Genomic DNA, 18,709 nt, shown 5'->3' with positions numbered 1-18,709 from the left:
TGTCGACTATGAAACATAAATCAAATAATAATGAGGATTGAACTATGAAATACCTTTTGCAAATCGATTTTCCATATAGTGGCCCTTTTGGCAATGCGTTCTTTGAATCGATGAAAGAGCTCGCTGAAGACATCGCAAACGAGAATGGTCTAGTCTATAAGCTATGGACAGAAAATGAAGAAACGCAAGAAGCGGGCGGCATCTACGTGTTTGACAACTTAGATGATGCCAACAGATACCTTGCCAAACATACCGAGCGTTTAGAGTCTTTTGGCTTTACAGATATTAAGTCTAAAACTTTTGAAATTAACGAAGCGCTGAGTGCGATTACTAAAGCGTCTGTATGATAATTGATGAAAAGTCATGAAAAAAAAGCCAACCATTGAAAGCAATGATTGGCTTTTTTATTGTATTATTATGTTTGGTCGGAACGGCAGGATTTGAACCTGCGACCACTACACCCCCAGTGTAGTGCGCTACCAGACTGCGCTACGCCCCGAATGACTGACTATTTTACGCAAAATCGTACGTATTGCAAGAGCTATTTATTTTGCTCGATTTTTACAACACCATTCTACGTATCATAGTCAGCATAACTACTTCGCCGTTCACTTTAACCCAATAGTTCTTTTAGGATTTGGTTTACTTGCTGAGGGTTAGCACTACCGCGGCTGGCTTTCATCACTTGTCCGACGAGACCATTAAAGGCTTTTTCTTTACCGCCGCGATATTCTTCCACCATGGCTTGATTCTTAGCAATGACTTCTTCTACCATGGCTTTGATAGCGCCAGTATCCGTTTCTTGCTTAAGACCTTTTTCTTCAATGATTTTATCTGCTGCATCATCATCGTTGCCGCCTTCGCGCTCATACAGAGCGCTAAAGACTTTCTTAGCCAATTTACCAGACAGCGTATCGTCTTTGATACGCGCTAGCATGCCAGCCAATTGCTTGGCGCTGATAGGGGAGTCGATGATGTCTTTATCATCTTTATTCAGTGCACCGAGTAAGTCGCCCATGACCCAGTTAGCCGCCATCTTCGCATCTTGCTGACCCACTTCAGCGACGACATCTTCAAAGTAATCGGCAAGCTGACGGCTACCAGTCAAGATACGTGCGTCGTACTCTGACAGCCCAAGCGCTTCTTCAAAACGTGCGCGACGTACAACAGGTAGCTCAGGCATGGCAGCTTTAATCGCATCGACAGTATGTTGCTCGATACGTACAGGCAGCAAATCAGGATCAGGGAAATAGCGATAATCGTTGGCATCTTCTTTGGTACGCATGGTGCGAGTTTCATCGCGCTCTGGATCATAAAGCATCGTTGCCTGCACGACTTTACCGCCGTCTTCAATGATGTCTATTTGACGTTCGATTTCACGATTGATGGCACGTTCGATAAAGCGGAACGAGTTTAGATTTTTGAGTTCAGTACGTGTGCCCAATTCTGCACCAGGCTCGCGCACAGAGACGTTACAGTCACAGCGGAATGATCCTTCTGCCATGACCGCATCTGAGATACCTAGCCACGTGACCAGCTGATGAATGGCTTTGATATAGGCCAGTGCTTCATGAGCTGAGCGCATATCAGGCTCAGAGACGATTTCGATTAATGGCGTACCAGCACGGTTCAAATCCACACCTGTCATACCATCGACAGCATCGTGTACTGACTTACCAGCGTCTTCTTCTAAATGCGCGCGAGTGATGCCCATACGTTTAGGGTATTCGTTTTTCTCGCCTTCATTGACGATGACATCGATATAACCTTCGCCAACGATAGGGTTGGCCATTTGGGTGATTTGATAGCCTTTAGGCAAGTCAGGATAAAAGTAGTTTTTACGGTCAAAGGTATTAAATAGACCCAGCTCAGCATTGACGCCGATACCGAATTTCAGCGCACGATCGACCACGCCAGCATTTAGAACTGGAAGGACACCAGGCAAGCCTAAATCTACGATACTGGCTTGGCTGTTTGGCTCATGACCAAAGTCAGTCGGTGCACTGGAAAATATTTTACTTTCCGTATTCAACTGGCAGTGAATTTCAATACCGATGACCACTTCATAACCATCGACGAACAGCTCTTTACGAACCTCATGTTCGCGGGCGGCATTATTATCAGTAGTAGTTGCTGTGTTCATTATACCGTCTCCTTCGCGATGGTAGAGTGTTGCAAATGATGGTCGGTGTGCTGCTGGAATAGATGCGCAGTGGCCAACAGCTTGCTTTCTTGCCAATACTGACCGATCAATTGTAAGCCAACAGGCAAGCCTTCAGACGTCAGACCAACAGGCTGACTGAGCGCTGGTAGACCGGCTAAGTTAACACCGATGGTATAGACATCGCCCAAATACATCGTTGCAGGGTCAAGATCTTCAGCGAGCTTATAAGCAGCGGTTGGTGCCGTTGGGCTGGCGATGACATCACAGTTGGCAAAGGCGTCTTCGAAGTCTTTGACGATTAAGCGACGTATTTTTTGTGCTTTAGTATAATAAGCATCAAAATAACCAGCAGATAGCGCGTAAGTACCGGTCAAGATACGGCGCTGTACTTCAGGGCCAAAGCCTTCAGAGCGTGAGCGCGTATATAGATCGATAAGGTCGGTTGGGTTTTCACAGCGATAACCAAAGCGTACACCATCGAAGCGCGATAGGTTCGAAGAGGCTTCAGCAGGGGCGAGCATATAATAAGTCGCCAGCGTGATATCAGGGTCAGTGATATTCACTTCCACAATCGTCGCGCCCAACTCTTCATATTTCTTTAGCGCAGCACGTACGGTGGTTTCTACTTCAGCGTCAAGCCCTTTGCTAAAGTATTCTTTAGCGACACCAATGCGTAGACCAGCAAATGGCTTATCACCAGCAGCGGCTTCTGCGTCATTGAGATCTTGCACGTAGTCAGGCATATCATGCTTGATAGAAGTTGCATCGCGTGGATCGTGACCAATCATTGGTTGTAATAGGTAGGCACAATCTTTGGCGCTACGACCCATGCTGCCAGCTTGGTCAAGACTTGAGGCGTAGGCAATCATACCAAAACGTGACACACGGCCATAAGTCGGTTTGATGCCTGTTAAGCCGCAAAATGAAGCAGGTTGACGAATAGAGCCACCGGTATCACTACCGGTTGCCACTGGCACAAAACCTGCGGCAACAGCAGCGGCACTACCACCAGATGAGCCACCCGGAACACGTTCTAAATCCCAAGGGTTTTGTACGGTTCCGTAGTATGAGCTGCTGTTATCTGAGCCCATTGCAAACTCATCCATATTGAGCTTACCAAGGCTAATCATGCCCGCTTTATCAATGTTAGAAACAATAGTAGCGTTATAAGGTGAGACGAAGTTATGTAGCATCTTTGAGCCACAAGTCGTCAGCACACCTTGAGTACAAAATATGTCTTTATGCGCCATTGGAACGCCCAATAAGCGTCTTTTATCACCTTGTGCGCGCATCTCGTCAGCTGCCTGTGCCTGTGCACGAGCAGTTTCAGAGGTATGAGTGATAAAGCTATTAATCTTGCTATCTAGTGCGTCTATGCGCTTGATGTAATGTTCGGTCAGCTCAAGGCTGCTAAATTGTTTGTCTTGCAAGCCAGTAATAAGCTGCTCGGTACTTAATAGATGAAGTTCAGACATAGGGTGTCGTCCGTCAAAATGTTAATAGCATAAAATAGGATAAAATAAAGGCACAAATAAAGAGAACAAATTATTCAATCACTTGTGGTACCAGATACAAGCCGCCTTCAACAGCAGGCGCGACTGATTGGTTGCGTTCGCGGTTGATGTCGTGTTTGGCAACGTCAGCACGCAACTCTTGGCAAACCTCATGGATGTTTGATAATGGTTTGATATCAGTTGTATCAACATTACCCAAGGTTTGCATGAGTTTTAATACCTTGCTGATATCGTCGGCGTAACTGCTGGCGGTATTCTCATCAACACCTAAACGGGCAAGGTTGGCAACTTCTAATATTTCTTCACGGCTGACGGTGTTGTCAGACGATGCTGGTTGCTGTGACATAGTTTCTCCAATAAAGGACAGTTTTTGTTAGAGTAGATTGGTAACTATTATAATAGGTGGTTATTAATAAATGACTACCGATAATAGATGACTAATAAAAATAAGATTGTTTATAGAGTTGGCTTATTATAAAGCATCTGACCCAAGTTTACAGAGCAGGCCGCATGATTGATGCAGAATATCAACCAAGATAGAATGATTTGCAAAACTGACCGTATAGTTAATGTTTCATTTCTAATTGCTTACCCATTACCTGCTGAAATACGTTACAGTATGCACCTGCTGCTAAGCAAAATTCTCTGCTGCCGCTAGAGCCTTGTTAGTTATTGAATTAAATGATGTTTCATTAAGTCGAATGGCATTGACTGCTATTTCAAATTTTGTAACAACTTTTAGCGTCTTAGACCAAAATCCTGACGTACTGATGCAAATATCTGTGTTTTTTTTGAGCCAAATCGGTATAATTTAGCTCAGTTTTTTCATTTCATCATTATTGCTTAGGTTTGACTTGTTGCGAGCTGCCATTTTCGCCACAAATAATGTCTATCGACGACCTGCTCAACACTGACGAGTAACACCTCAGTCAATCTCATTCGCCTCATTCGTAAGACGCTGGATATATTAGTCATGAACCTGTTTGGATTTTTATCAAATAATATCGCTATCGACCTCGGTACTGCGAACACCCTAATCTTTATTCCTAATAAAGGCGTCGTACTTGACGAGCCTACGGTGGTCGCGTTACGAAGTAATCGTACTCAAAACCCTACCGTCGCAGCTGTTGGTATCGATGCTAAGCAGATGCTTGGTCGTACGCCAGCCAATATCACAGCGATTCGTCCATTAAAAGACGGCGTGATTGCGGATTTTGAAGTGACACAAAAGATGCTGAAGCATTTTATCACTAAGGTAAAAGCCAAGCGTTTTATGGCAGAGCCTAATGTCGTGGTTTGTGTTCCTTGTAAGTCTACTCTGGTTGAACGAAAGGCCATTCGTGAAGCGGTATCATCAGCAGGCGCTAATAAAGTATTGTTGCTAGAAGAGCCAATGGCAGCGGCTATCGGTGCTGGCATGCCAGTACATGAAGCCAGTGGTTCAATGGTGGTCGATATCGGTGGTGGCACCACTGAGATTGCCGTTATCGCCTTGTCAGGTTGCGTCTACGCGGAGTCGATTCGTATCGGTGGCGATATGTTTGACGAAGCCATCATTACTCACGTACGCCGTACCCATGGTTGCGTGATTGGTGAGACGACTGCTGAACGTATCAAGCAAGAAGTAGGCTCTGCATTAAACGAAGACAGCCAGTTAGAAGTGGAGGTTCGCGGTCGTAGCATGGCAGAAGGCGTGCCAAAAACCTTTACGGTTAATTCAGAAGAAGTGCAAAAAGCGCTAAGTGATCCATTAAGCGGTATCGTCAGTGCGGTAAAAGCGGCACTGGAGCAGACGCCGCCTGAGCTATCATCAGATATCGCAGAGCGCGGAATTGTCTTAACGGGTGGCGGTGCGCTACTACGTGACTTAGATAAGCTCATCTCAAAAGAGACAGGCCTACCTGTGACTGTCGCAGAAGATCCATTAACCTGCGTTAGTCGTGGTGGTGGTATTGCGCTTGATTTTATCAATAACAAAAGCTTGAACATGATTTTTGTTTAAGCGGCTTTGAGCGAAGTTGTATCGTTTTTGAGAGTCCACGATGCTTAGCTACGACTAAGATGAAACATCGGGTTATAAAGATATGAAATTAAAGGTAGCCAGTTGCGCTGCCTTTAATTATATTCATTCATGCGACTATCCAGTAGTGGCTACTGCTTATTTTAGATCCTCTTTATACCCTCTATATTAGACAATTTATGATTCCAAGTATTTTTGCGCGCCGGCCGTTATCACTTCGCAAGACTGCTATTGTATTGATAGTGGCTTCGATATTGATGTGGTTTGATAGCAAAAATGCCGGATGGTTTAACCCAGTACGCAATACCAGCCATGCAGCGATGCAGCCGATTTACGAGCTGTCTTTATTACCAAGTTACGCCAAGCACTGGGCAAGTGGTAGCTTACAGTCAAAAGAAGCATTGCGCCGCGAAAACATGCAATTAAAGTCGCAGCTTATTCACGCGCAAGCCAAACTCCAGCAGCAAGATTATATCTTGGCACAAAATGCTCGCCTCCAAGGTATCTTGTCGACCACAAAACCTGAGCAGTTCGATCTCAATTTGGCACAAGTCATCGGTACCGATACCAATTTACTCAGACAAATTGTGGTACTCAATAAAGGTGCACAAGACGGCGTGCAAGTCGGGCAAACGGTCATCGACGAAGACGGTATTTTAGGGCAGATTATCAACGTTTATCCCAATACCAGTCGCTTGTTATTGATTACCGATGAGCAGCAGTCAGTAGCTGTGACGGTCAAGCGTACTGGTCAACGTGCTATTGTCACTGGCCAAGGCATACCAAGCTCTTTAAGTCTAAATTATGTCTTCAAAACCTCAGACGTGCGCGTTGGTGATGAGCTGGTCTCATCAGGGTTGGGCGGCCGTATTCCTGCAGGCTACCGCGTCGGTCGTATCGCTCATGTTGCAGACACGCAAGCGGACAACTTTAGAAGTATAGAGGTGACGCCCGCTGCCAACTTTATCGATAATGCTTATGTGTTGGTACTACAGGACAAACTGATAAATAAAAATAACACCGTCATCAATTAGCAATTATAAAAAAATGATAGAGTAATCCTAGGCACCTACTCGCTAGACTGTGTTGTCACTGGCTATAACTTTGCTGTTCTACAGACGCTAATCTGTTCATTCTTATATCAACCAACAAACCATATAATAGCAGCCGCTACTACTCGCTAAGGTAAGTACCCATGTCGTATCCTGATTCTGAGAATGCAACGGTACTATTGATTGCGGTCATTATTGTAAGCTTTGTCCTTGCCTCCTCACTCAGCGTCTACCCCTTAAGTCCTAGCATGGCGACCCTGCGGCCCATGGTAATGATGATGGTGTTGGTATTTTGGCTACTCTTTCAGCCGCGCTATGTTGGTATCTTTACCGCATTTACCATTGGCTTGATTGCTGATCTATTAATGGATACACATTTAGGACAGCAAGCCTTTGCCGCTGTCGTCAGCGCCTTTTTTATCAAGATTACCAGTATTTATATTAGGCAATTAAATACCATTAGTGCATGGGTGATAGCCAGTCTAAGTTTGCTGATATTTCAGCTGACCTTATGGGTACTACAGATGTTTATTCAAAACACCTTTATCGCCCAATCTGCCTTGTCGCTATTGATGAGCATCATCAGCTGGCCTCTGGTGCTTTTAGTGTTGCGCAAGTTTGCTCGTTGATGCTTGCTTAGTCATGGCCACTTTTTTGTCATGATAATTGCTACTCCAAACAACTGATTCTACAGATAGCTGCTTTTGCTGATCATAAGCCTAACCCTCCCGTGATTAACAGCGTGCAAATATAAATATATAAAATAAGAGAATAGCGATGGAACTCATTTTAGCATCTGGCTCGCCGCGTCGCCGTGAGCTATTAAAAAGAGCGCAATTGGATTTTACGACTTTAAGCGTCGATATCGATGAAACACCGTATGACAATGAAACACCCAAAGATTATATCGAGCGTATGGTCGCGACCAAAGCCGAGGCGGCGATACAAAAGCTGAATGACACGACTGTTATCGATTCAAGTAAAGATTCTGAGTCGCTTATTATTTTGACATCCGATACCATTGGGGTATTGCCAGATGGGCAGACCGTGTTAGTCAAACCCATTGACCGTGAGCACGCTTATGAGATGTGGCAGCAAATGTCTGATAACGTTCACGAAGTATGGACAGCAGTTCAAGCTACCCAAGTACAGTTAATGCCTAACGAGGCTAAGCTTGTCAATCAGCAAACGAGTCAGCCAAACCTTGAAGCAACGCTTCAAAAAGTAAATCAGAAACAAATTACTGAGCGTACAGACGTCAGGTTTATTCCCCTAACTAGAGAGATGATGAGTGAGTATTGGGAAACTGGCGAACCTGCGGATAAAGCGGGTGGTTATGGCATTCAGGGCTTAGGTGCTGCCTGGGTAAGCCGCATTAATGGCAGCTATACCAATGTCGTTGGCTTACCGCTTTCACAAACATTGGCGCTTATTAGAGAGATGCAAGATAAAGATAGCCAATAGGGTGGAGCCGAGGTTGTCAATTCACTAGAAATGAGTGGCTAGCCCTTATGCACATAATGACACGGTAGGGTAATGGGCAAGAGCAAGGTGCATTTGTTACACTGTAAGCCTAATAGACGATGAACGTCTAACAAGAAAGCTGAGAGATAAGAGAAAACATTATGTCCGAAGAGCTGCTGATTAATATTAGTCCAATGGAGTCCCGCGTTGCTGTGCTAGACAACGGGATTTTGGGCGAGATTTATATTGAACGTCATCATAAACTGGGTTTGGTTGGTAATATCTATCTAGGCACAGTCGTACGTGTATTACCGGGCATGCAAGCGGCTTTCGTTGATATCGGTCAGTCACGGACAGCGTTTTTACATGTCAATGATATGCAGCGTGAGCCGCGTGCCGCAGCAGATAACAAAAACAAAATAGTTGACGTTAGCACTAAAGAGGAAAGTGTCAATACAGGCAACGCTGATATATTGGATACTGCGGATAGCTTGGCAGTCACACCGCCTGTGGTCAGTGCGCAAAGCACTGAGGTTGTTCCGGTCTCTAAGACACTTATCCAACATCGTTTGCATGAAAGCCAACGTATTCTTGTGCAAGTTACCAAAGATCAGCTGGGCAGCAAGGGCGCTCGCTTAACCACCAATATCTCACTACCGTCACGTTACTTGGTTTATCTGCCATCGAGTGACCACATCGGTATATCGCAGCGTATCGATGGTGAAGAAGAGCGTACGCGTTTAAAGACAGAGCTTACGAGTTTGATGCAGACCGTCAATCTAAAGGGTGGTCTCATTGCGCGTACCGCTGCTGAACGTGTGCCGGTTGATAAGCTTGAAGAGGATATTTATTATCTGCTGCAGCTGTGGCGAACTATTTGTGCACGTCGTCAAGAGATTAATCATCATCAAAGCTCAGAGTTGATTTATCAGGAGCTCTCACTGCCACTGCGCTCTATTCGAGACCTAGTACATGCTGGTACTGAAAAGGTTATTATTGATAACACCCAGATATATGAGCAAGTAAGATATTTTGCCAAAGAGTTTGTGCCATTTGTTTATGATCGCATCGTTCACTACACGGCAGAGCAATCACTCTTTGATGTACACCGTGTTGAAGATGACTTACGCGATGCCTTGAAGCGCCGCGTCGACCTAAAGTCGGGCGGTTATCTCATTATCGATCAAACCGAAGCGATGACGACGATAGATGTCAATACAGGCTCGTTTGTCGGTGGTCGCTCACTAGAAGATACGGTTTATAAGACCAACCTCGAAGCCACTCATGCCATTGCTCGTCAATTACGCCTGCGCAACCTAGGCGGCATTATTATCCTAGACTTTATCGATATGCTTGAGCAGCAACACAAAGACGATGTGCTTGAAAGCTTACAGTCGCAACTGACGCAAGATTATGCCAAGACCAAAATCACCCAAGTCAGTGAGCTTGGCTTGGTAGAGATGACCCGTAAACGTACCCGTGAATCGCTCGGTCAGCAGCTGTGTGAACCGTGTTCGACCTGTCAAGGACGCGGCTTTGTCAAAACAGCCGAGACAGTTTGCTTCGAGATATTTCGCGAAATTATGCGCTGCGCTCGTACCTACAACTCGCCTAAAAAGTTTACTGTCGTGGCTCACGCAGCGGTCATTGACTTGCTGCTGACGTCAGAGTCGGATACTGTGGCAGATTTGGAGTATTTACTGGGTAGGGTCATTACCTTTGACGTTGAAAATCTTTATACCCAAGAGCAATATGATATTGTTTTAGACTGAAATCTTACCGAATAGTTGATAACTTATAATTAGTAAAATGAGTTGTTTATAAAGCGTAATATCTTGAATCACCATAGATATTGCTCTTGCAATGAACAAAATACTATGTATAATATACACCACTGAATTATATATGCGCAGCCAATAAAACAGCTGGCGCTATGACAGCTAGAGCATCGTTTCTAGCACTATTTCATTATGCCTTTGCTGCTTTCCAATAAATAGGAGGGTTGGCGGGGCTTTAAACTATTTTGCTTTTAGCACGCTGCTGGTTCTCTCGAAGAACAGATTCTGTAAAGAATGGGAAGCCGCTTGAAGTAAATCTTTAACCAAACGGCTTTTGATCATAATCTTGCAGCGCAAGAATGACAAAGGCCCATATTAGGAGCTTGCTGGCATGGCTAACCAGAGAATCCGTATCCGTCTCAAGTCATTTGATCATCGTCTGATTGATCAGTCGGCCCAAGAGATTGTCGATACTGCAAAGCGCACCGGTGCGCAAGTTTGTGGTCCTGTACCGTTGCCGACTCGCATTGAGCGTTTCAACGTTCTAACCTCACCACACGTTAACAAAGACGCTCGTGACCAGTACGAAATCCGTACCCACAAGCGTATGGTTGATATCGTTCAACCTACTGACAAAACTGTGGACGCGCTAATGAAATTAGATTTAGCGGCGGGTGTTGACGTTCAAATTGCTTTGGGTTAATGCACATTACACACCCAACCCATTAATATAAGATATAAAGAGGTCTAAAATGGCGATCGGTTTAGTCGGTAAAAAATGCGGCATGACCCGTGTCTTCACTGAAACAGGCGCATCTATCCCTGTAACAGTGGTTGAGGTCGATGCAAACCGCATTACTCAAGTAAAAAATACTGATGTAGATGGTTATCAAGCCATCCAAATCACCACAGGTACCCGTCGTGACAGCCGCGTAACAGCCGCACAAAAAGGTCACTTCGCGAAAGCTGGCGTTGCAGCTGGTCGTGGTGTTTGGGAATTTCGTGTCAATGATAGCGATCTTGAAGGTCGTGAGATTGGCGGTGAGATCCTAGCTGACTTGTTCGAACAAGGTCAGATGGTTGATGTCACAGGACAAAGTAAAGGTAAAGGCTTTCAAGGCGGCGTGAAGCGTCATAACTTCAGCATGCAAGATGCCACCCATGGTAACTCAGTATCTCACCGTGCGCTTGGTTCAACTGGTCAGAACCAGTCACCAGGTAAAGTCTTCAAAGGCAAAAAAATGCCAGGTCAGATGGGTAACAAACGCGTTACTGTTCAGGGCCTAGAAGTGATATCAGTAGATGCCGAGAAAGGGTTAATTGTCATCAAGGGTGCTATCCCAGGTGCCACCGGTGGCGATGTCATCGTACGTCCGTCAGTCAAAGCCTAAGCAAGGGGATTAACGTGGATTTAAAAACAGTTACAGGTGCGGCGGTTGAGCTTTCTGATACGGCTTTTGGTCGTGAATTCAACGAAGCATTAGTGCATCAAGTCGTCACCGCATATCTTGCTGGTGCTCGCCAAGGTACACGTGCGCAAAAAACCCGTGCCGAAGTTTCTGGCGGTGGCATTAAGCCATGGCGCCAAAAAGGTACTGGTCGCGCTCGTGCAGGCTCTATTCGTAGCCCAATCTGGCGTTCTGGTGGTCGTGCATTCGCTGCAAAACCACAAGATTGGTCACAAAAAGTAAACCGTAAAATGTATCGCGGTGCTATGCAGTGCATCCTAGCCGAATTGATTCGTCAAGATCGTTTGATCTTGGTTGAAGAGCTAAGTATTTCTGCACCTAAGACCAAAGAGCTGATCGCAAAGTTGAATGATTTAGGCGCACCTCGTGCACTAATCGTCACCAAAGAAGTTGACGAAAACTTATACTTAGCTGCTCGCAACATCCCACACGTCAATGTACTTGGTACAAACGAAGTGGATCCAGTGAGCTTGATTGCTTTTGACAAAGTAATCATGTCAGTTGAAGCTGCGAAACAATTTGAGGAAGCACTAGCATGAATAACGCAAGACTTTATCAGGTCTTAAGAGGACCTGTATTCTCAGAAAAATCTCAAATGCTTGGCGACTCACTTGGTGTACAGGTATTTAAAATTGATTCTAATGCTACTAAGCTAGAAGTCAAAAAAGCAGTTGAGATGATGTTTGAAGGCGTTGAAGTTTTAAAAGTAAACACTTTGAATGTTAAAGGTAAGACAAAGCGTTTTGGTAAGAGCATCGGCCGTCGTAATGATTATAAAAAAGCCTATGTTACCTTAAAAGCTGGTCAAGATGTACAAATGGCTGATGCTGGTGAAGAAGTAGCGAATACTACTGATTCTACTAGTGAAACAGCGAACAACGAATAAGGATTACACTCATGCCTATCGTAAAAGCAAAGCCAACATCACCAGGCCGTCGTTTTGTTGAAAAAGTGGTGCATCCACACCTTTACAAAGGTCGTCCTTATGCAGCGCTTCTCGAATCAAAAAGTAAGTCAGGTGGTCGTAACAATAATGGCCGTATAACTACTCGCCATATTGGTGGTGGTCATAAGCAACATTATCGTATTATCGATTTCAAACGTACTAAAGATAATATTCCAGCAACGGTAGAGCGTATCGAATACGATCCTAACCGTACTGCACATATTGCATTACTTAAGTACGCTGATGGCGAACGTCGTTACATCATTGCTGCTAAAAAACAAGCAGTTGGTGATACAGTAATGTCAGGTGAAAACTCTCCAATTCGTCCAGGTAACTGTTTACCGCTGAAAAACATCCCATTGGGTACTGTGATTCACAATATCGAATTAAAAATCGGTAAAGGTGCACAGATGGCTCGTTCTGCGGGTGCCAGCGTTCAGCTACTAGGTCGTGACGGTATCTACGCAATCCTACGTATGCGTTCAGGCGAAACTCGCCGTGTACACGTAAATTGCCGTGCTGTTATTGGTGAAGTATCTAACACTGAAAACAACTTGAAATCACTTGGTAAAGCCGGTGCTTCACGTTGGCGCGGTGTTCGTCCTTCTGTTCGTGGTGTCGCTATGAACCCGGTTGATCACCCACATGGTGGTGGTGAAGGTCGTAACAAAGGTCGCCATCCTACTAGCCCTTGGGGTCAGAAGTCTAAAGGACTTAAAACGCGTCATAATAAGCGTACTGACAACATGATCATCCGCCGTCGCGCCAAGAAGAAATAAAGGAAGAACTTCATGCCTCGTTCATTGAAAAAAGGTCCATTCATAGACGCGCACTTGTTTGCCAAAGTTGAGAATGCATTAGACACCAACTCACGCAAGCCAATTAAGACTTGGTCGCGCCGCTCGATGATTCTGCCACAAATGGTTGGCCTAACTTTATCTGTTCACAACGGCCGTACTCATGTACCGGTTATCGTGAGCGAGCAGATGGTTGGTCATAAACTAGGTGAATTTGCCCCGACTCGTACGTATCGTGGTCATGGCATTGACAGAAAAGCTAAGAAATAAGGTGCTTACCATGGAAGTAACTGCAAAATTACGCGGTGCCGCCATATCGGCACAAAAAGTTAGACTCGTTGCTGATGAAGTTCGTGGCAAATCTATTGAGCGTGCTTTGGATATCCTAACGTATAGCAATAAAAAAGGCGCTGTCTATGTTAAGAAATGTCTTAACTCAGCCATCGCCAATGCCGAACACAACAACGGTTTAGATATCGATACGCTTAAAGTATCAACTATCTACGTTGATGAAGGCATTACGCTAAAACGTATCCTACCACGTGCCAAAGGTCGCGCTGATCGTATCAGTAAGCGTACTTGTCACATCACTATAAAGGTAGGAGAATAAGTTATGGGTCAAAAAGTACATCCAATCGGAATTCGTCTTGGTGTTGTAAAAAAGCATAACGCAAACTGGTATGCTAACCCTAAACAATACTCAGAATACCTCATCAACGACATTCAAGTTCGTGAGTATCTACGCAAAAAGCTAGACAACGCTATGATCAGTAACATCATGATCGAGCGTCCTACTGGCGCTGCTAAGATTACCATCGCCACTGCGCGTCCTGGTATTGTTATCGGTAAAAAAGGCGAAGATATCGAAAGACTTCAAAAAGAATTGACCAAAATTATGGGCGTACCTGCTCAGGTCAACATTGAAGAAATCACATCACCTGATCTTGATGCTCGTTTAGTAGCAGAGGGTATCGCTAGCCAGCTTGAGCGTCGTGTTATGTTCCGTCGTGCGATGAAACGCGCCGTACAGAACAGCATGCGTTCAGGTGCTAAAGGTATCAAAGTTGAGCTGTCTGGCCGTCTTGGCGGTGCTGAGATTGCTCGTACTGAATGGTACCGTGAAGGTCGTGTGCCACTGCATACACTCCGTGCTGATATTGACTATGCGTCAATTCGTGCAGAGACAACTTACGGCACCATCGGTGTTAAAGTTTGGATTTTCCGTGGCGAAATCCTTGACGGTATGAATAGCGTTTATAATCCCGTCAAAGAAGAGCAGACGCGTGCGCCAAAACGCCGTGGTCGTGGAAACCGTCGAAACTCAGACAGAGGTTAAACTATGTTACAGCCAAAACGTACCAAGTTTCGTAAAATGCACAAAGGTCGTAACACTGGGCTAGCTCATCGTGGAAGCACCGTTGCATTCGGACAAATTGGTCTAAAATCATTGACTCGCGGTCGTATGACAGCACGTCAAATTGAAGCAGCACGTCGTACCATCACTCGTAAAATTAAGCGTGGCGGTAAGATTTGGATTCGTGTATTCCCTGACAAACCAATCACCAATAAGCCATTAGAAGTACGTATGGGTAAAGGTAAAGGTCCAGTCGAGTATTGGGTATGCGAAATCAAACCTGGTAAAGTGCTATATGAAATTGAAGGGGTACCAGAAGAGCTTGCACGTGAAGCTTTCACGCTTGCTGCAGCAAAACTGCCCTTTAAAACTACCATTGTTAAGCGGACGATAATGTAATGAAGATCAGTGAATTACGTGATAAATCATTAGAAGAACTGACCCAGTTACTTGATGAAAAGCAACTTGATGCTTTCCGTATTCGTATGGCTAAAGCAACTGGTCAGTTGGGTAATACCCATGAAGTTAGAGCCAATCGTCGTACGATTGCCCAGCTTCAGACTTTGATTAACGAGAAACAACGAGGCGACTCATGAGCGATAACAATCAAACAGCTACCAATGCTAGCGTATTGACAGGACGAGTTGTCAGCGACAAGATGGACAAGTCCATCACAGTTTTGATTGAGCGCCTGGTTCGTCATCCTTTATATGGCAAGCAGCTTCGTCGTTCTACAAAAATCAAAGCCCATGATGAGAATAACGTTTGCCAACAAGGCGACCTTGTCCGCATCAAAGAAACGCGTCCAATCTCAAAAACTAAGTCATGGACTTTGGTTGATGTGGTTGAAAAAGTAGAAAAAATCTAAGTAAATTGCATTAAAAGCCAGAAGCTGTTAAAATAGCCGCCTTTTTAAGGATGCTGATTGCGCCGAGCGTATATCACTCACATTAAGAGTAAGTCGCGGTTATTTATATTAAAAAATGCCGTCTACTCATACTGTGCTAGCGGCAGCAACTGGTTTTTATTGCTCATACGTGTGGAGTAACGCTATGATTCAGGTTGAGTCAATGCTGGAAGTTGCAGACAATAGCGGTGCAAGGCGAGTTCAGTGCATTAAAGTACTGGGTGGTTCTCATCGTCGTTATGCATCAGTTGGCGACATTATTAAAGTAACGGTTAAAGAAGCCATTCCGCGTGGTCGTGTAAAGAAAGGCGACGTGATGAATGCTGTAGTTGTACGTACCAAAAAAGGCGTTCGTCGTCCAGATGGTTCTGTTCTGCGTTTTGATGACAATGCTGCGGTATTGTTGAACCAAAACAAAGCACCGATTGCAACTCGTATTTTTGGACCGGTAACTCGTGAACTACGTGGTGATCAGTTTATGAAAATTGTATCACTAGCACCAGAAGTATTGTGAGGTAATCCATGTCAAAATTACGTAAAGGCGATACAGTTATCGTGATTGCTGGTAAAGATAAAGGCAAGCAAGGTACTGTACAAGCTGTAAAAAATGATCGTATTAAAGTAGAAGGCATTAATATTGTCACTAAACATCAGAAGCCAAATCAGGCGACTGGCGTTGAAGGTGGTATTGTTAAGCAAGAAGCTTTTCTGCATATCTCAAATGTCGCAATTTTAAATGCGCAAACCCAAAAAGCTGATCGTATTACTTATCAGTTCGGCGAAGACGGCAAAAAACAACGCGTCTATCGTTCGAACGGTGAAGTAGTGGCGACTGCGTAAGACACTAAGGGTGTAATGGTAATGGCAAGATTAAAATCTTTATATAACGATGAACTAAAGCAGCAAATCAAAGAAGAACTTGGTTTGGCGAATGTGATGCAGGTGCCTAAAATCACTAAAATCACACTAAACATGGGTGTAGGCGGCGCGTCTCAAGACAAGAAAATCCTTGAAGGTGCTGTGGCTGATATGACCGCTATTGCGGGTCAAAAACCTGTTGTCACCAAAGCGCGTAAATCAGTTGCTGGCTTTAAGATTCGTGAAGAATGGCCAATTGGCTGTAAAGTAACGCTACGCGGTGAGCAAATGTACGAATTTTTAGATCGTCTCATTGCCATTGCAATTCCTCGTATTCGTGATTTCCGCGGTTTTTCACCTAAAGCCTTTGACGGACGTGGTAACTACTCATTGGGTATCAAAGAACAAATCGTATTCCCAGAAGTAGATTTTGATAAGATTGATCGTATCCGTGGTATGGATGTGACAATCACCACGTCAGCTGGTAATGATGAAGAAGGTCGTGCGTTGCTTAAAGCATTCGGCTTCCCATTTAAATAAGGTAAAGACGTTATGGCAAAGAAGAGCATGATTAACCGCGAATTAAAGCGCGAAAAAATGGTTGCTAAGTATGCTGAAAAGCGTATCAAGCTAAAAGAAACTATCAGTGATATGAATGCAACTGACGAAACTCGTATGGAAGCGATGTTAGAGCTACAAGCTTTACCACGCAATGCATCACCAGTACGTCTGCGCAATCGTTGTGCTATCACCGGTCGTCCTCACGGTTACTTCCGCAAGTTTGGCTTATCACGCAATATGCTGCGTGAGCGTGTCATGCAAGGCGATGTGCCTGGTGTTCGTAAAGCAAGCTGGTAAGGAGTAACTATATGAGTATGCAAGATACCGTTGGGGATATGCTAACCCGTATTCGTAACGCACAAATGGCTAACAAAGTATCGGTAGCAATGCCGAGCTCTAAATTACGCAAATCAATTGCTGATTTGCTAGTTAGCGAAGGTTATGTGGCTAGCGCTGTTGTTACTGAAGAAGACAACAACAAAGCGACACTTACTATTGAATTGAAATACTTCGAAGGCAAAGCTGTCATCGAAACTATCCAACGTTTTAGCCGTCCTGGTTTACGCCAGCATCGCGGTAAAGACGCTATCCCTACTGTTAAGCAAGGTATGGGTGTTGCTATCGTATCTACCAGTCAAGGCATCATGAGCGATCGTGCTGCACGCGCTGCTGGTATCGGTGGTGAAGTCGTCGCATTCGTTGCCTAATTAGTATTTACTGCTTAGGTAATGAGACGATAAAGTCTACTTGAACCTTTTTAAGTCTGCTATCTGTATTAACTGATAACGGACTTAAATTAAGCTAAACATTTGATATCAATAAAATTGAGTGGTGTTTAACGGGAACAATTATGCTAAACTAGCAGGCTTTTTAGCCTGTTAGTTTTTTCGCCAATATAAAGAAGTTAATTTTTTAAGGAATATTCCTATGTCTCGTGTGGCTAAAGCCCCAGTAGCACTGCCTAGCGGCGTAAGTGTTACTCTGAACGATCGGCAGGTCGAAGTTAAAGGCAAGAACGGCACTATGTCTTTACGCCTGCATGAATTGGTCGAGCTGAAACAGGAAGATGATGCTATCATTTTCTCACCTACAGTCGATTCAAAAGAAGCTATGATGCACACAGGCACCATGCGCGCTCTGCTTAACAACTATGTTACAGGCGTAAACGAAGGCTTTGAAAGACGTCTTCAGTTAATTGGTGTTGGTTATCGTGCACAAGCTACTGGAAACAAAGTAACCTTAAACGTTGGTTACTCACATCCAGTAGAATATACGTTACCTGAAGGTGTGTCAGCTGAAACCCCAACGCAAACTGAAATCGTTTTGAAGTCAAACGATAAGCAGCAGCTTGGTCAAGCAGCGGCTAATATCCGTGGTTTCCGCCCACCTGAGCCTTATAAAGGTAAAGGTATTCGTTATAGTGACGAACATGTGATTCGCAAAGAAGCTAAGAAAAAATAAGGTGAGTTGAAATGTTTGATAAAAAAGCAGCTCGTCTACGTCGAGCAAAGAAAACACGTGCGCATATCCGTTTCTTAGGCGTCCATCGCTTAACGGTTAATCGTACGCCAAAACATATTTATGCCCAGATTATCTCTCCTAACGGTGGTGAAGTGATTGCTCAGGCATCTACCTTAGACGGCAGCTTGCGCTCTGGCGCGACTGGTAATGTTGATGCAGCAACGTCTGTGGGTCAAATGATCGCAGAACGCGCAAAAGCAGCTGGCATTACTAAAGTTGCCTTTGACCGTAGTGGTTTTAAATATCATGGTCGAGTAAAAGCTTTAGCTGAAGCTGCTCGCGAAAACGGATTGGAGTTTTAATC

General features: G+C 44.5%; 26 protein-coding genes, 1 tRNA gene and 1 pseudogene. 24 read left to right on the top strand and 4 right to left on the bottom strand.

The genetic code is table 11. The annotated features are described in order from the left end of the window. Nucleotides 1–44: 44 nt before the first annotated feature. Entirely contained in the window at nt 45–347 is a 303-nt protein-coding gene (locus tag QL919_RS10315; RefSeq protein WP_238034873.1) for a monooxygenase, read from the top strand. 75 nt (nt 348–422) lie between these two features. Here the strand turns inward: QL919_RS10315 and QL919_RS10310 are convergent. The 4 genes from QL919_RS10310 to gatC all read right to left on the bottom strand — a co-directional run bounded on the left by QL919_RS10310 (nt 423) and on the right by gatC (nt 4,024). Next, nucleotides 423–499 (bottom strand) — tRNA-Pro (locus tag QL919_RS10310). 114 nt (nt 500–613) lie between these two features. After that, nucleotides 614–2,143, bottom strand: a complete 1,530-nt coding sequence (gatB, locus tag QL919_RS10305; RefSeq protein ID WP_290189439.1) for an Asp-tRNA(Asn)/Glu-tRNA(Gln) amidotransferase subunit GatB — start codon at nt 2,141–2,143, stop codon at nt 614–616. Then, nucleotides 2,143–3,639 carry an Asp-tRNA(Asn)/Glu-tRNA(Gln) amidotransferase subunit GatA gene (gatA, locus tag QL919_RS10300; RefSeq protein ID WP_290189438.1) on the bottom strand — a complete coding sequence of 499 codons (1,497 nt, stop codon included), beginning with the start codon at nt 3,637–3,639 and terminating at the stop codon, nt 2,143–2,145. Before gatA ends, gatB begins: the two co-directional genes overlap by 1 nt. A 70-nt stretch (nt 3,640–3,709) precedes the next feature. Then, nucleotides 3,710–4,024, bottom strand: a complete 315-nt coding sequence (gatC, locus tag QL919_RS10295; RefSeq protein WP_290189437.1) for an Asp-tRNA(Asn)/Glu-tRNA(Gln) amidotransferase subunit GatC — start codon at nt 4,022–4,024, stop codon at nt 3,710–3,712. A gap of 627 nt (nt 4,025–4,651) precedes the next feature. On the opposite strand from gatC, the gene QL919_RS10290 reads away from it, so the two are divergent. From QL919_RS10290 to rplR, 23 genes and pseudogenes are all read left to right on the top strand, one after another. Beyond that, a complete protein-coding gene (locus QL919_RS10290) occupies nt 4,652–5,680 on the top strand; it encodes a rod shape-determining protein (protein ID WP_083608617.1) in 1,029 nt (342 codons plus the stop codon). Nucleotides 5,681–5,877: 197 nt separating this feature from the next. Next, nucleotides 5,878–6,732, top strand: a complete 855-nt coding sequence (gene mreC, locus QL919_RS10285; RefSeq protein WP_290189436.1) for a rod shape-determining protein MreC — start codon at nt 5,878–5,880, stop codon at nt 6,730–6,732. 161 nt (nt 6,733–6,893) lie between these two features. Next, a complete protein-coding gene (gene mreD, locus QL919_RS10280; protein ID WP_290189435.1) occupies nt 6,894–7,379 on the top strand; it encodes a rod shape-determining protein MreD in 486 nt (161 codons plus the stop codon). A gap of 148 nt (nt 7,380–7,527) precedes the next feature. Further along, a complete protein-coding gene (locus QL919_RS10275) occupies nt 7,528–8,214 on the top strand; it encodes a Maf family protein (RefSeq protein WP_290189434.1) in 687 nt (228 codons plus the stop codon). 161 nt (nt 8,215–8,375) lie between these two features. Further along, nucleotides 8,376–9,986, top strand: coding sequence for an Rne/Rng family ribonuclease (locus QL919_RS10270; RefSeq protein ID WP_290189433.1), 1,611 nt, complete (start codon nt 8,376–8,378; stop codon nt 9,984–9,986). A 397-nt stretch (nt 9,987–10,383) separates the two neighbouring features. Then, the gene (gene rpsJ, locus QL919_RS10265) at nt 10,384–10,695 is read left to right on the top strand and encodes a 30S ribosomal protein S10 (RefSeq protein WP_010196670.1); all 312 of its coding nucleotides are present in this window, start codon (nt 10,384–10,386) and stop codon (nt 10,693–10,695) included. 49 nt (nt 10,696–10,744) lie between these two features. After that, nucleotides 10,745–11,383 carry a 50S ribosomal protein L3 gene (rplC, locus tag QL919_RS10260; RefSeq protein WP_290189432.1) on the top strand — a complete coding sequence of 213 codons (639 nt, stop codon included), beginning with the start codon at nt 10,745–10,747 and terminating at the stop codon, nt 11,381–11,383. Between the two features lie 14 nt (nt 11,384–11,397). Then, nucleotides 11,398–12,000: a 50S ribosomal protein L4 gene (gene rplD / locus QL919_RS10255; RefSeq protein WP_290189431.1), complete on the top strand. Its 603-nt coding sequence runs from the start codon at nt 11,398–11,400 to the stop codon at nt 11,998–12,000. After that, nucleotides 11,997–12,347 (top strand): 50S ribosomal protein L23, encoded by a 351-nt coding sequence (rplW, locus tag QL919_RS10250; protein ID WP_290189430.1) that lies wholly within the window; start codon nt 11,997–11,999, stop codon nt 12,345–12,347. Before rplD ends, rplW begins: the two co-directional genes overlap by 4 nt. Nucleotides 12,348–12,358: 11 nt before the next feature. Beyond that, a complete protein-coding gene (rplB, locus tag QL919_RS10245) occupies nt 12,359–13,186 on the top strand; it encodes a 50S ribosomal protein L2 (protein ID WP_290189429.1) in 828 nt (275 codons plus the stop codon). A 12-nt stretch (nt 13,187–13,198) separates the two neighbouring features. Continuing rightward, complete coding sequence (gene rpsS, locus QL919_RS10240) at nt 13,199–13,474, top strand: 30S ribosomal protein S19 (protein WP_021813372.1); 276 nt, start codon at nt 13,199–13,201, stop codon at nt 13,472–13,474. Between the two features lie 10 nt (nt 13,475–13,484). Next, nucleotides 13,485–13,814 carry a 50S ribosomal protein L22 gene (gene rplV, locus QL919_RS10235; RefSeq protein WP_290189428.1) on the top strand — a complete coding sequence of 110 codons (330 nt, stop codon included), beginning with the start codon at nt 13,485–13,487 and terminating at the stop codon, nt 13,812–13,814. A gap of 3 nt (nt 13,815–13,817) precedes the next feature. Continuing rightward, a pseudogene (rpsC, locus tag QL919_RS10230) lies at nt 13,818–14,604 on the top strand (30S ribosomal protein S3). Beyond that, the gene (gene rplP, locus QL919_RS10225; RefSeq protein WP_010196693.1) at nt 14,544–14,957 is read left to right on the top strand and encodes a 50S ribosomal protein L16; all 414 of its coding nucleotides are present in this window, start codon (nt 14,544–14,546) and stop codon (nt 14,955–14,957) included. Before rpsC ends, rplP begins: the two are co-directional and overlap by 61 nt. Then, entirely contained in the window at nt 14,957–15,154 is a 198-nt protein-coding gene (gene rpmC / locus QL919_RS10220) for a 50S ribosomal protein L29 (RefSeq protein ID WP_025644397.1), read from the top strand. Before rplP ends, rpmC begins: the two co-directional genes overlap by 1 nt. Beyond that, nucleotides 15,151–15,426 (top strand): 30S ribosomal protein S17, encoded by a 276-nt coding sequence (rpsQ, locus tag QL919_RS10215; protein WP_021813375.1) that lies wholly within the window; start codon nt 15,151–15,153, stop codon nt 15,424–15,426. The genes rpmC and rpsQ overlap by 4 nt, the downstream gene beginning before the upstream one ends. Before the next feature lie 184 nt (nt 15,427–15,610). After that, complete coding sequence (gene rplN, locus QL919_RS10210; RefSeq protein WP_010196702.1) at nt 15,611–15,979, top strand: 50S ribosomal protein L14; 369 nt, start codon at nt 15,611–15,613, stop codon at nt 15,977–15,979. An 8-nt stretch (nt 15,980–15,987) separates the two neighbouring features. Then, complete coding sequence (gene rplX, locus QL919_RS10205) at nt 15,988–16,305, top strand: 50S ribosomal protein L24 (RefSeq protein ID WP_201605171.1); 318 nt, start codon at nt 15,988–15,990, stop codon at nt 16,303–16,305. 21 nt (nt 16,306–16,326) lie between these two features. After that, nucleotides 16,327–16,863 (top strand): 50S ribosomal protein L5, encoded by a 537-nt coding sequence (gene rplE, locus QL919_RS10200; RefSeq protein ID WP_290189427.1) that lies wholly within the window; start codon nt 16,327–16,329, stop codon nt 16,861–16,863. A 12-nt stretch (nt 16,864–16,875) separates the two neighbouring features. Further along, nucleotides 16,876–17,181: a 30S ribosomal protein S14 gene (gene rpsN / locus QL919_RS10195; protein WP_290189426.1), complete on the top strand. Its 306-nt coding sequence runs from the start codon at nt 16,876–16,878 to the stop codon at nt 17,179–17,181. Nucleotides 17,182–17,192: 11 nt separating this feature from the next. Further along, a complete protein-coding gene (gene rpsH, locus QL919_RS10190; protein ID WP_290189425.1) occupies nt 17,193–17,591 on the top strand; it encodes a 30S ribosomal protein S8 in 399 nt (132 codons plus the stop codon). Nucleotides 17,592–17,811: 220 nt separating this feature from the next. Then, nucleotides 17,812–18,345, top strand: a complete 534-nt coding sequence (gene rplF, locus QL919_RS10185; protein ID WP_290189424.1) for a 50S ribosomal protein L6 — start codon at nt 17,812–17,814, stop codon at nt 18,343–18,345. Between the two features lie 11 nt (nt 18,346–18,356). Continuing rightward, nucleotides 18,357–18,707 (top strand): 50S ribosomal protein L18, encoded by a 351-nt coding sequence (gene rplR / locus QL919_RS10180; RefSeq protein WP_290189423.1) that lies wholly within the window; start codon nt 18,357–18,359, stop codon nt 18,705–18,707. Nucleotides 18,708–18,709: the final 2 nt, after the last annotated feature.

The sequence above is a fragment of the Psychrobacter sp. APC 3426 genome (assembly GCF_030408035.1).
In the GTDB taxonomy this organism is placed as follows: domain Bacteria; phylum Pseudomonadota; class Gammaproteobacteria; order Pseudomonadales; family Moraxellaceae; genus Psychrobacter.
The sequence above is the reverse complement of the archived record's forward strand: the minus strand, read 5'-3'. Positions and strand labels throughout refer to the sequence as shown.

Excerpts from the sequence above, each read along its gene's own strand:
- QL919_RS10315 (WP_238034873.1), top strand. The coding sequence starts at position 45 with ATGAAATACCTTTTGCAAATCGATTTTCCATATAGTGGCCCTTTTGGC.
- gatB (WP_290189439.1), bottom strand. The coding sequence starts at position 2,143 with ATGAACACAGCAACTACTACTGATAATAATGCCGCCCGCGAACATGAG.
- gatA (WP_290189438.1), bottom strand. The coding sequence starts at position 3,639 with ATGTCTGAACTTCATCTATTAAGTACCGAGCAGCTTATTACTGGCTTG.
- gatC (WP_290189437.1), bottom strand. The coding sequence starts at position 4,024 with ATGTCACAGCAACCAGCATCGTCTGACAACACCGTCAGCCGTGAAGAA.
- QL919_RS10290 (WP_083608617.1), top strand. The coding sequence starts at position 4,652 with ATGAACCTGTTTGGATTTTTATCAAATAATATCGCTATCGACCTCGGT.
- mreC (WP_290189436.1), top strand. The coding sequence starts at position 5,878 with ATGATTCCAAGTATTTTTGCGCGCCGGCCGTTATCACTTCGCAAGACT.
- mreD (WP_290189435.1), top strand. The coding sequence starts at position 6,894 with ATGTCGTATCCTGATTCTGAGAATGCAACGGTACTATTGATTGCGGTC.
- QL919_RS10275 (WP_290189434.1), top strand. The coding sequence starts at position 7,528 with ATGGAACTCATTTTAGCATCTGGCTCGCCGCGTCGCCGTGAGCTATTA.
- QL919_RS10270 (WP_290189433.1), top strand. The coding sequence starts at position 8,376 with ATGTCCGAAGAGCTGCTGATTAATATTAGTCCAATGGAGTCCCGCGTT.
- rpsJ (WP_010196670.1), top strand. The coding sequence starts at position 10,384 with ATGGCTAACCAGAGAATCCGTATCCGTCTCAAGTCATTTGATCATCGT.
- rplC (WP_290189432.1), top strand. The coding sequence starts at position 10,745 with ATGGCGATCGGTTTAGTCGGTAAAAAATGCGGCATGACCCGTGTCTTC.
- rplW (WP_290189430.1), top strand. The coding sequence starts at position 11,997 with ATGAATAACGCAAGACTTTATCAGGTCTTAAGAGGACCTGTATTCTCA.
- rplB (WP_290189429.1), top strand. The coding sequence starts at position 12,359 with ATGCCTATCGTAAAAGCAAAGCCAACATCACCAGGCCGTCGTTTTGTT.
- rpsS (WP_021813372.1), top strand. The coding sequence starts at position 13,199 with ATGCCTCGTTCATTGAAAAAAGGTCCATTCATAGACGCGCACTTGTTT.
- rplV (WP_290189428.1), top strand. The coding sequence starts at position 13,485 with ATGGAAGTAACTGCAAAATTACGCGGTGCCGCCATATCGGCACAAAAA.
- rplP (WP_010196693.1), top strand. The coding sequence starts at position 14,544 with ATGTTACAGCCAAAACGTACCAAGTTTCGTAAAATGCACAAAGGTCGT.
- rpmC (WP_025644397.1), top strand. The coding sequence starts at position 14,957 with ATGAAGATCAGTGAATTACGTGATAAATCATTAGAAGAACTGACCCAG.
- rpsQ (WP_021813375.1), top strand. The coding sequence starts at position 15,151 with ATGAGCGATAACAATCAAACAGCTACCAATGCTAGCGTATTGACAGGA.
- rplN (WP_010196702.1), top strand. The coding sequence starts at position 15,611 with ATGATTCAGGTTGAGTCAATGCTGGAAGTTGCAGACAATAGCGGTGCA.
- rplX (WP_201605171.1), top strand. The coding sequence starts at position 15,988 with ATGTCAAAATTACGTAAAGGCGATACAGTTATCGTGATTGCTGGTAAA.
- rplE (WP_290189427.1), top strand. The coding sequence starts at position 16,327 with ATGGCAAGATTAAAATCTTTATATAACGATGAACTAAAGCAGCAAATC.
- rpsN (WP_290189426.1), top strand. The coding sequence starts at position 16,876 with ATGGCAAAGAAGAGCATGATTAACCGCGAATTAAAGCGCGAAAAAATG.
- rpsH (WP_290189425.1), top strand. The coding sequence starts at position 17,193 with ATGAGTATGCAAGATACCGTTGGGGATATGCTAACCCGTATTCGTAAC.
- rplF (WP_290189424.1), top strand. The coding sequence starts at position 17,812 with ATGTCTCGTGTGGCTAAAGCCCCAGTAGCACTGCCTAGCGGCGTAAGT.
- rplR (WP_290189423.1), top strand. The coding sequence starts at position 18,357 with ATGTTTGATAAAAAAGCAGCTCGTCTACGTCGAGCAAAGAAAACACGT.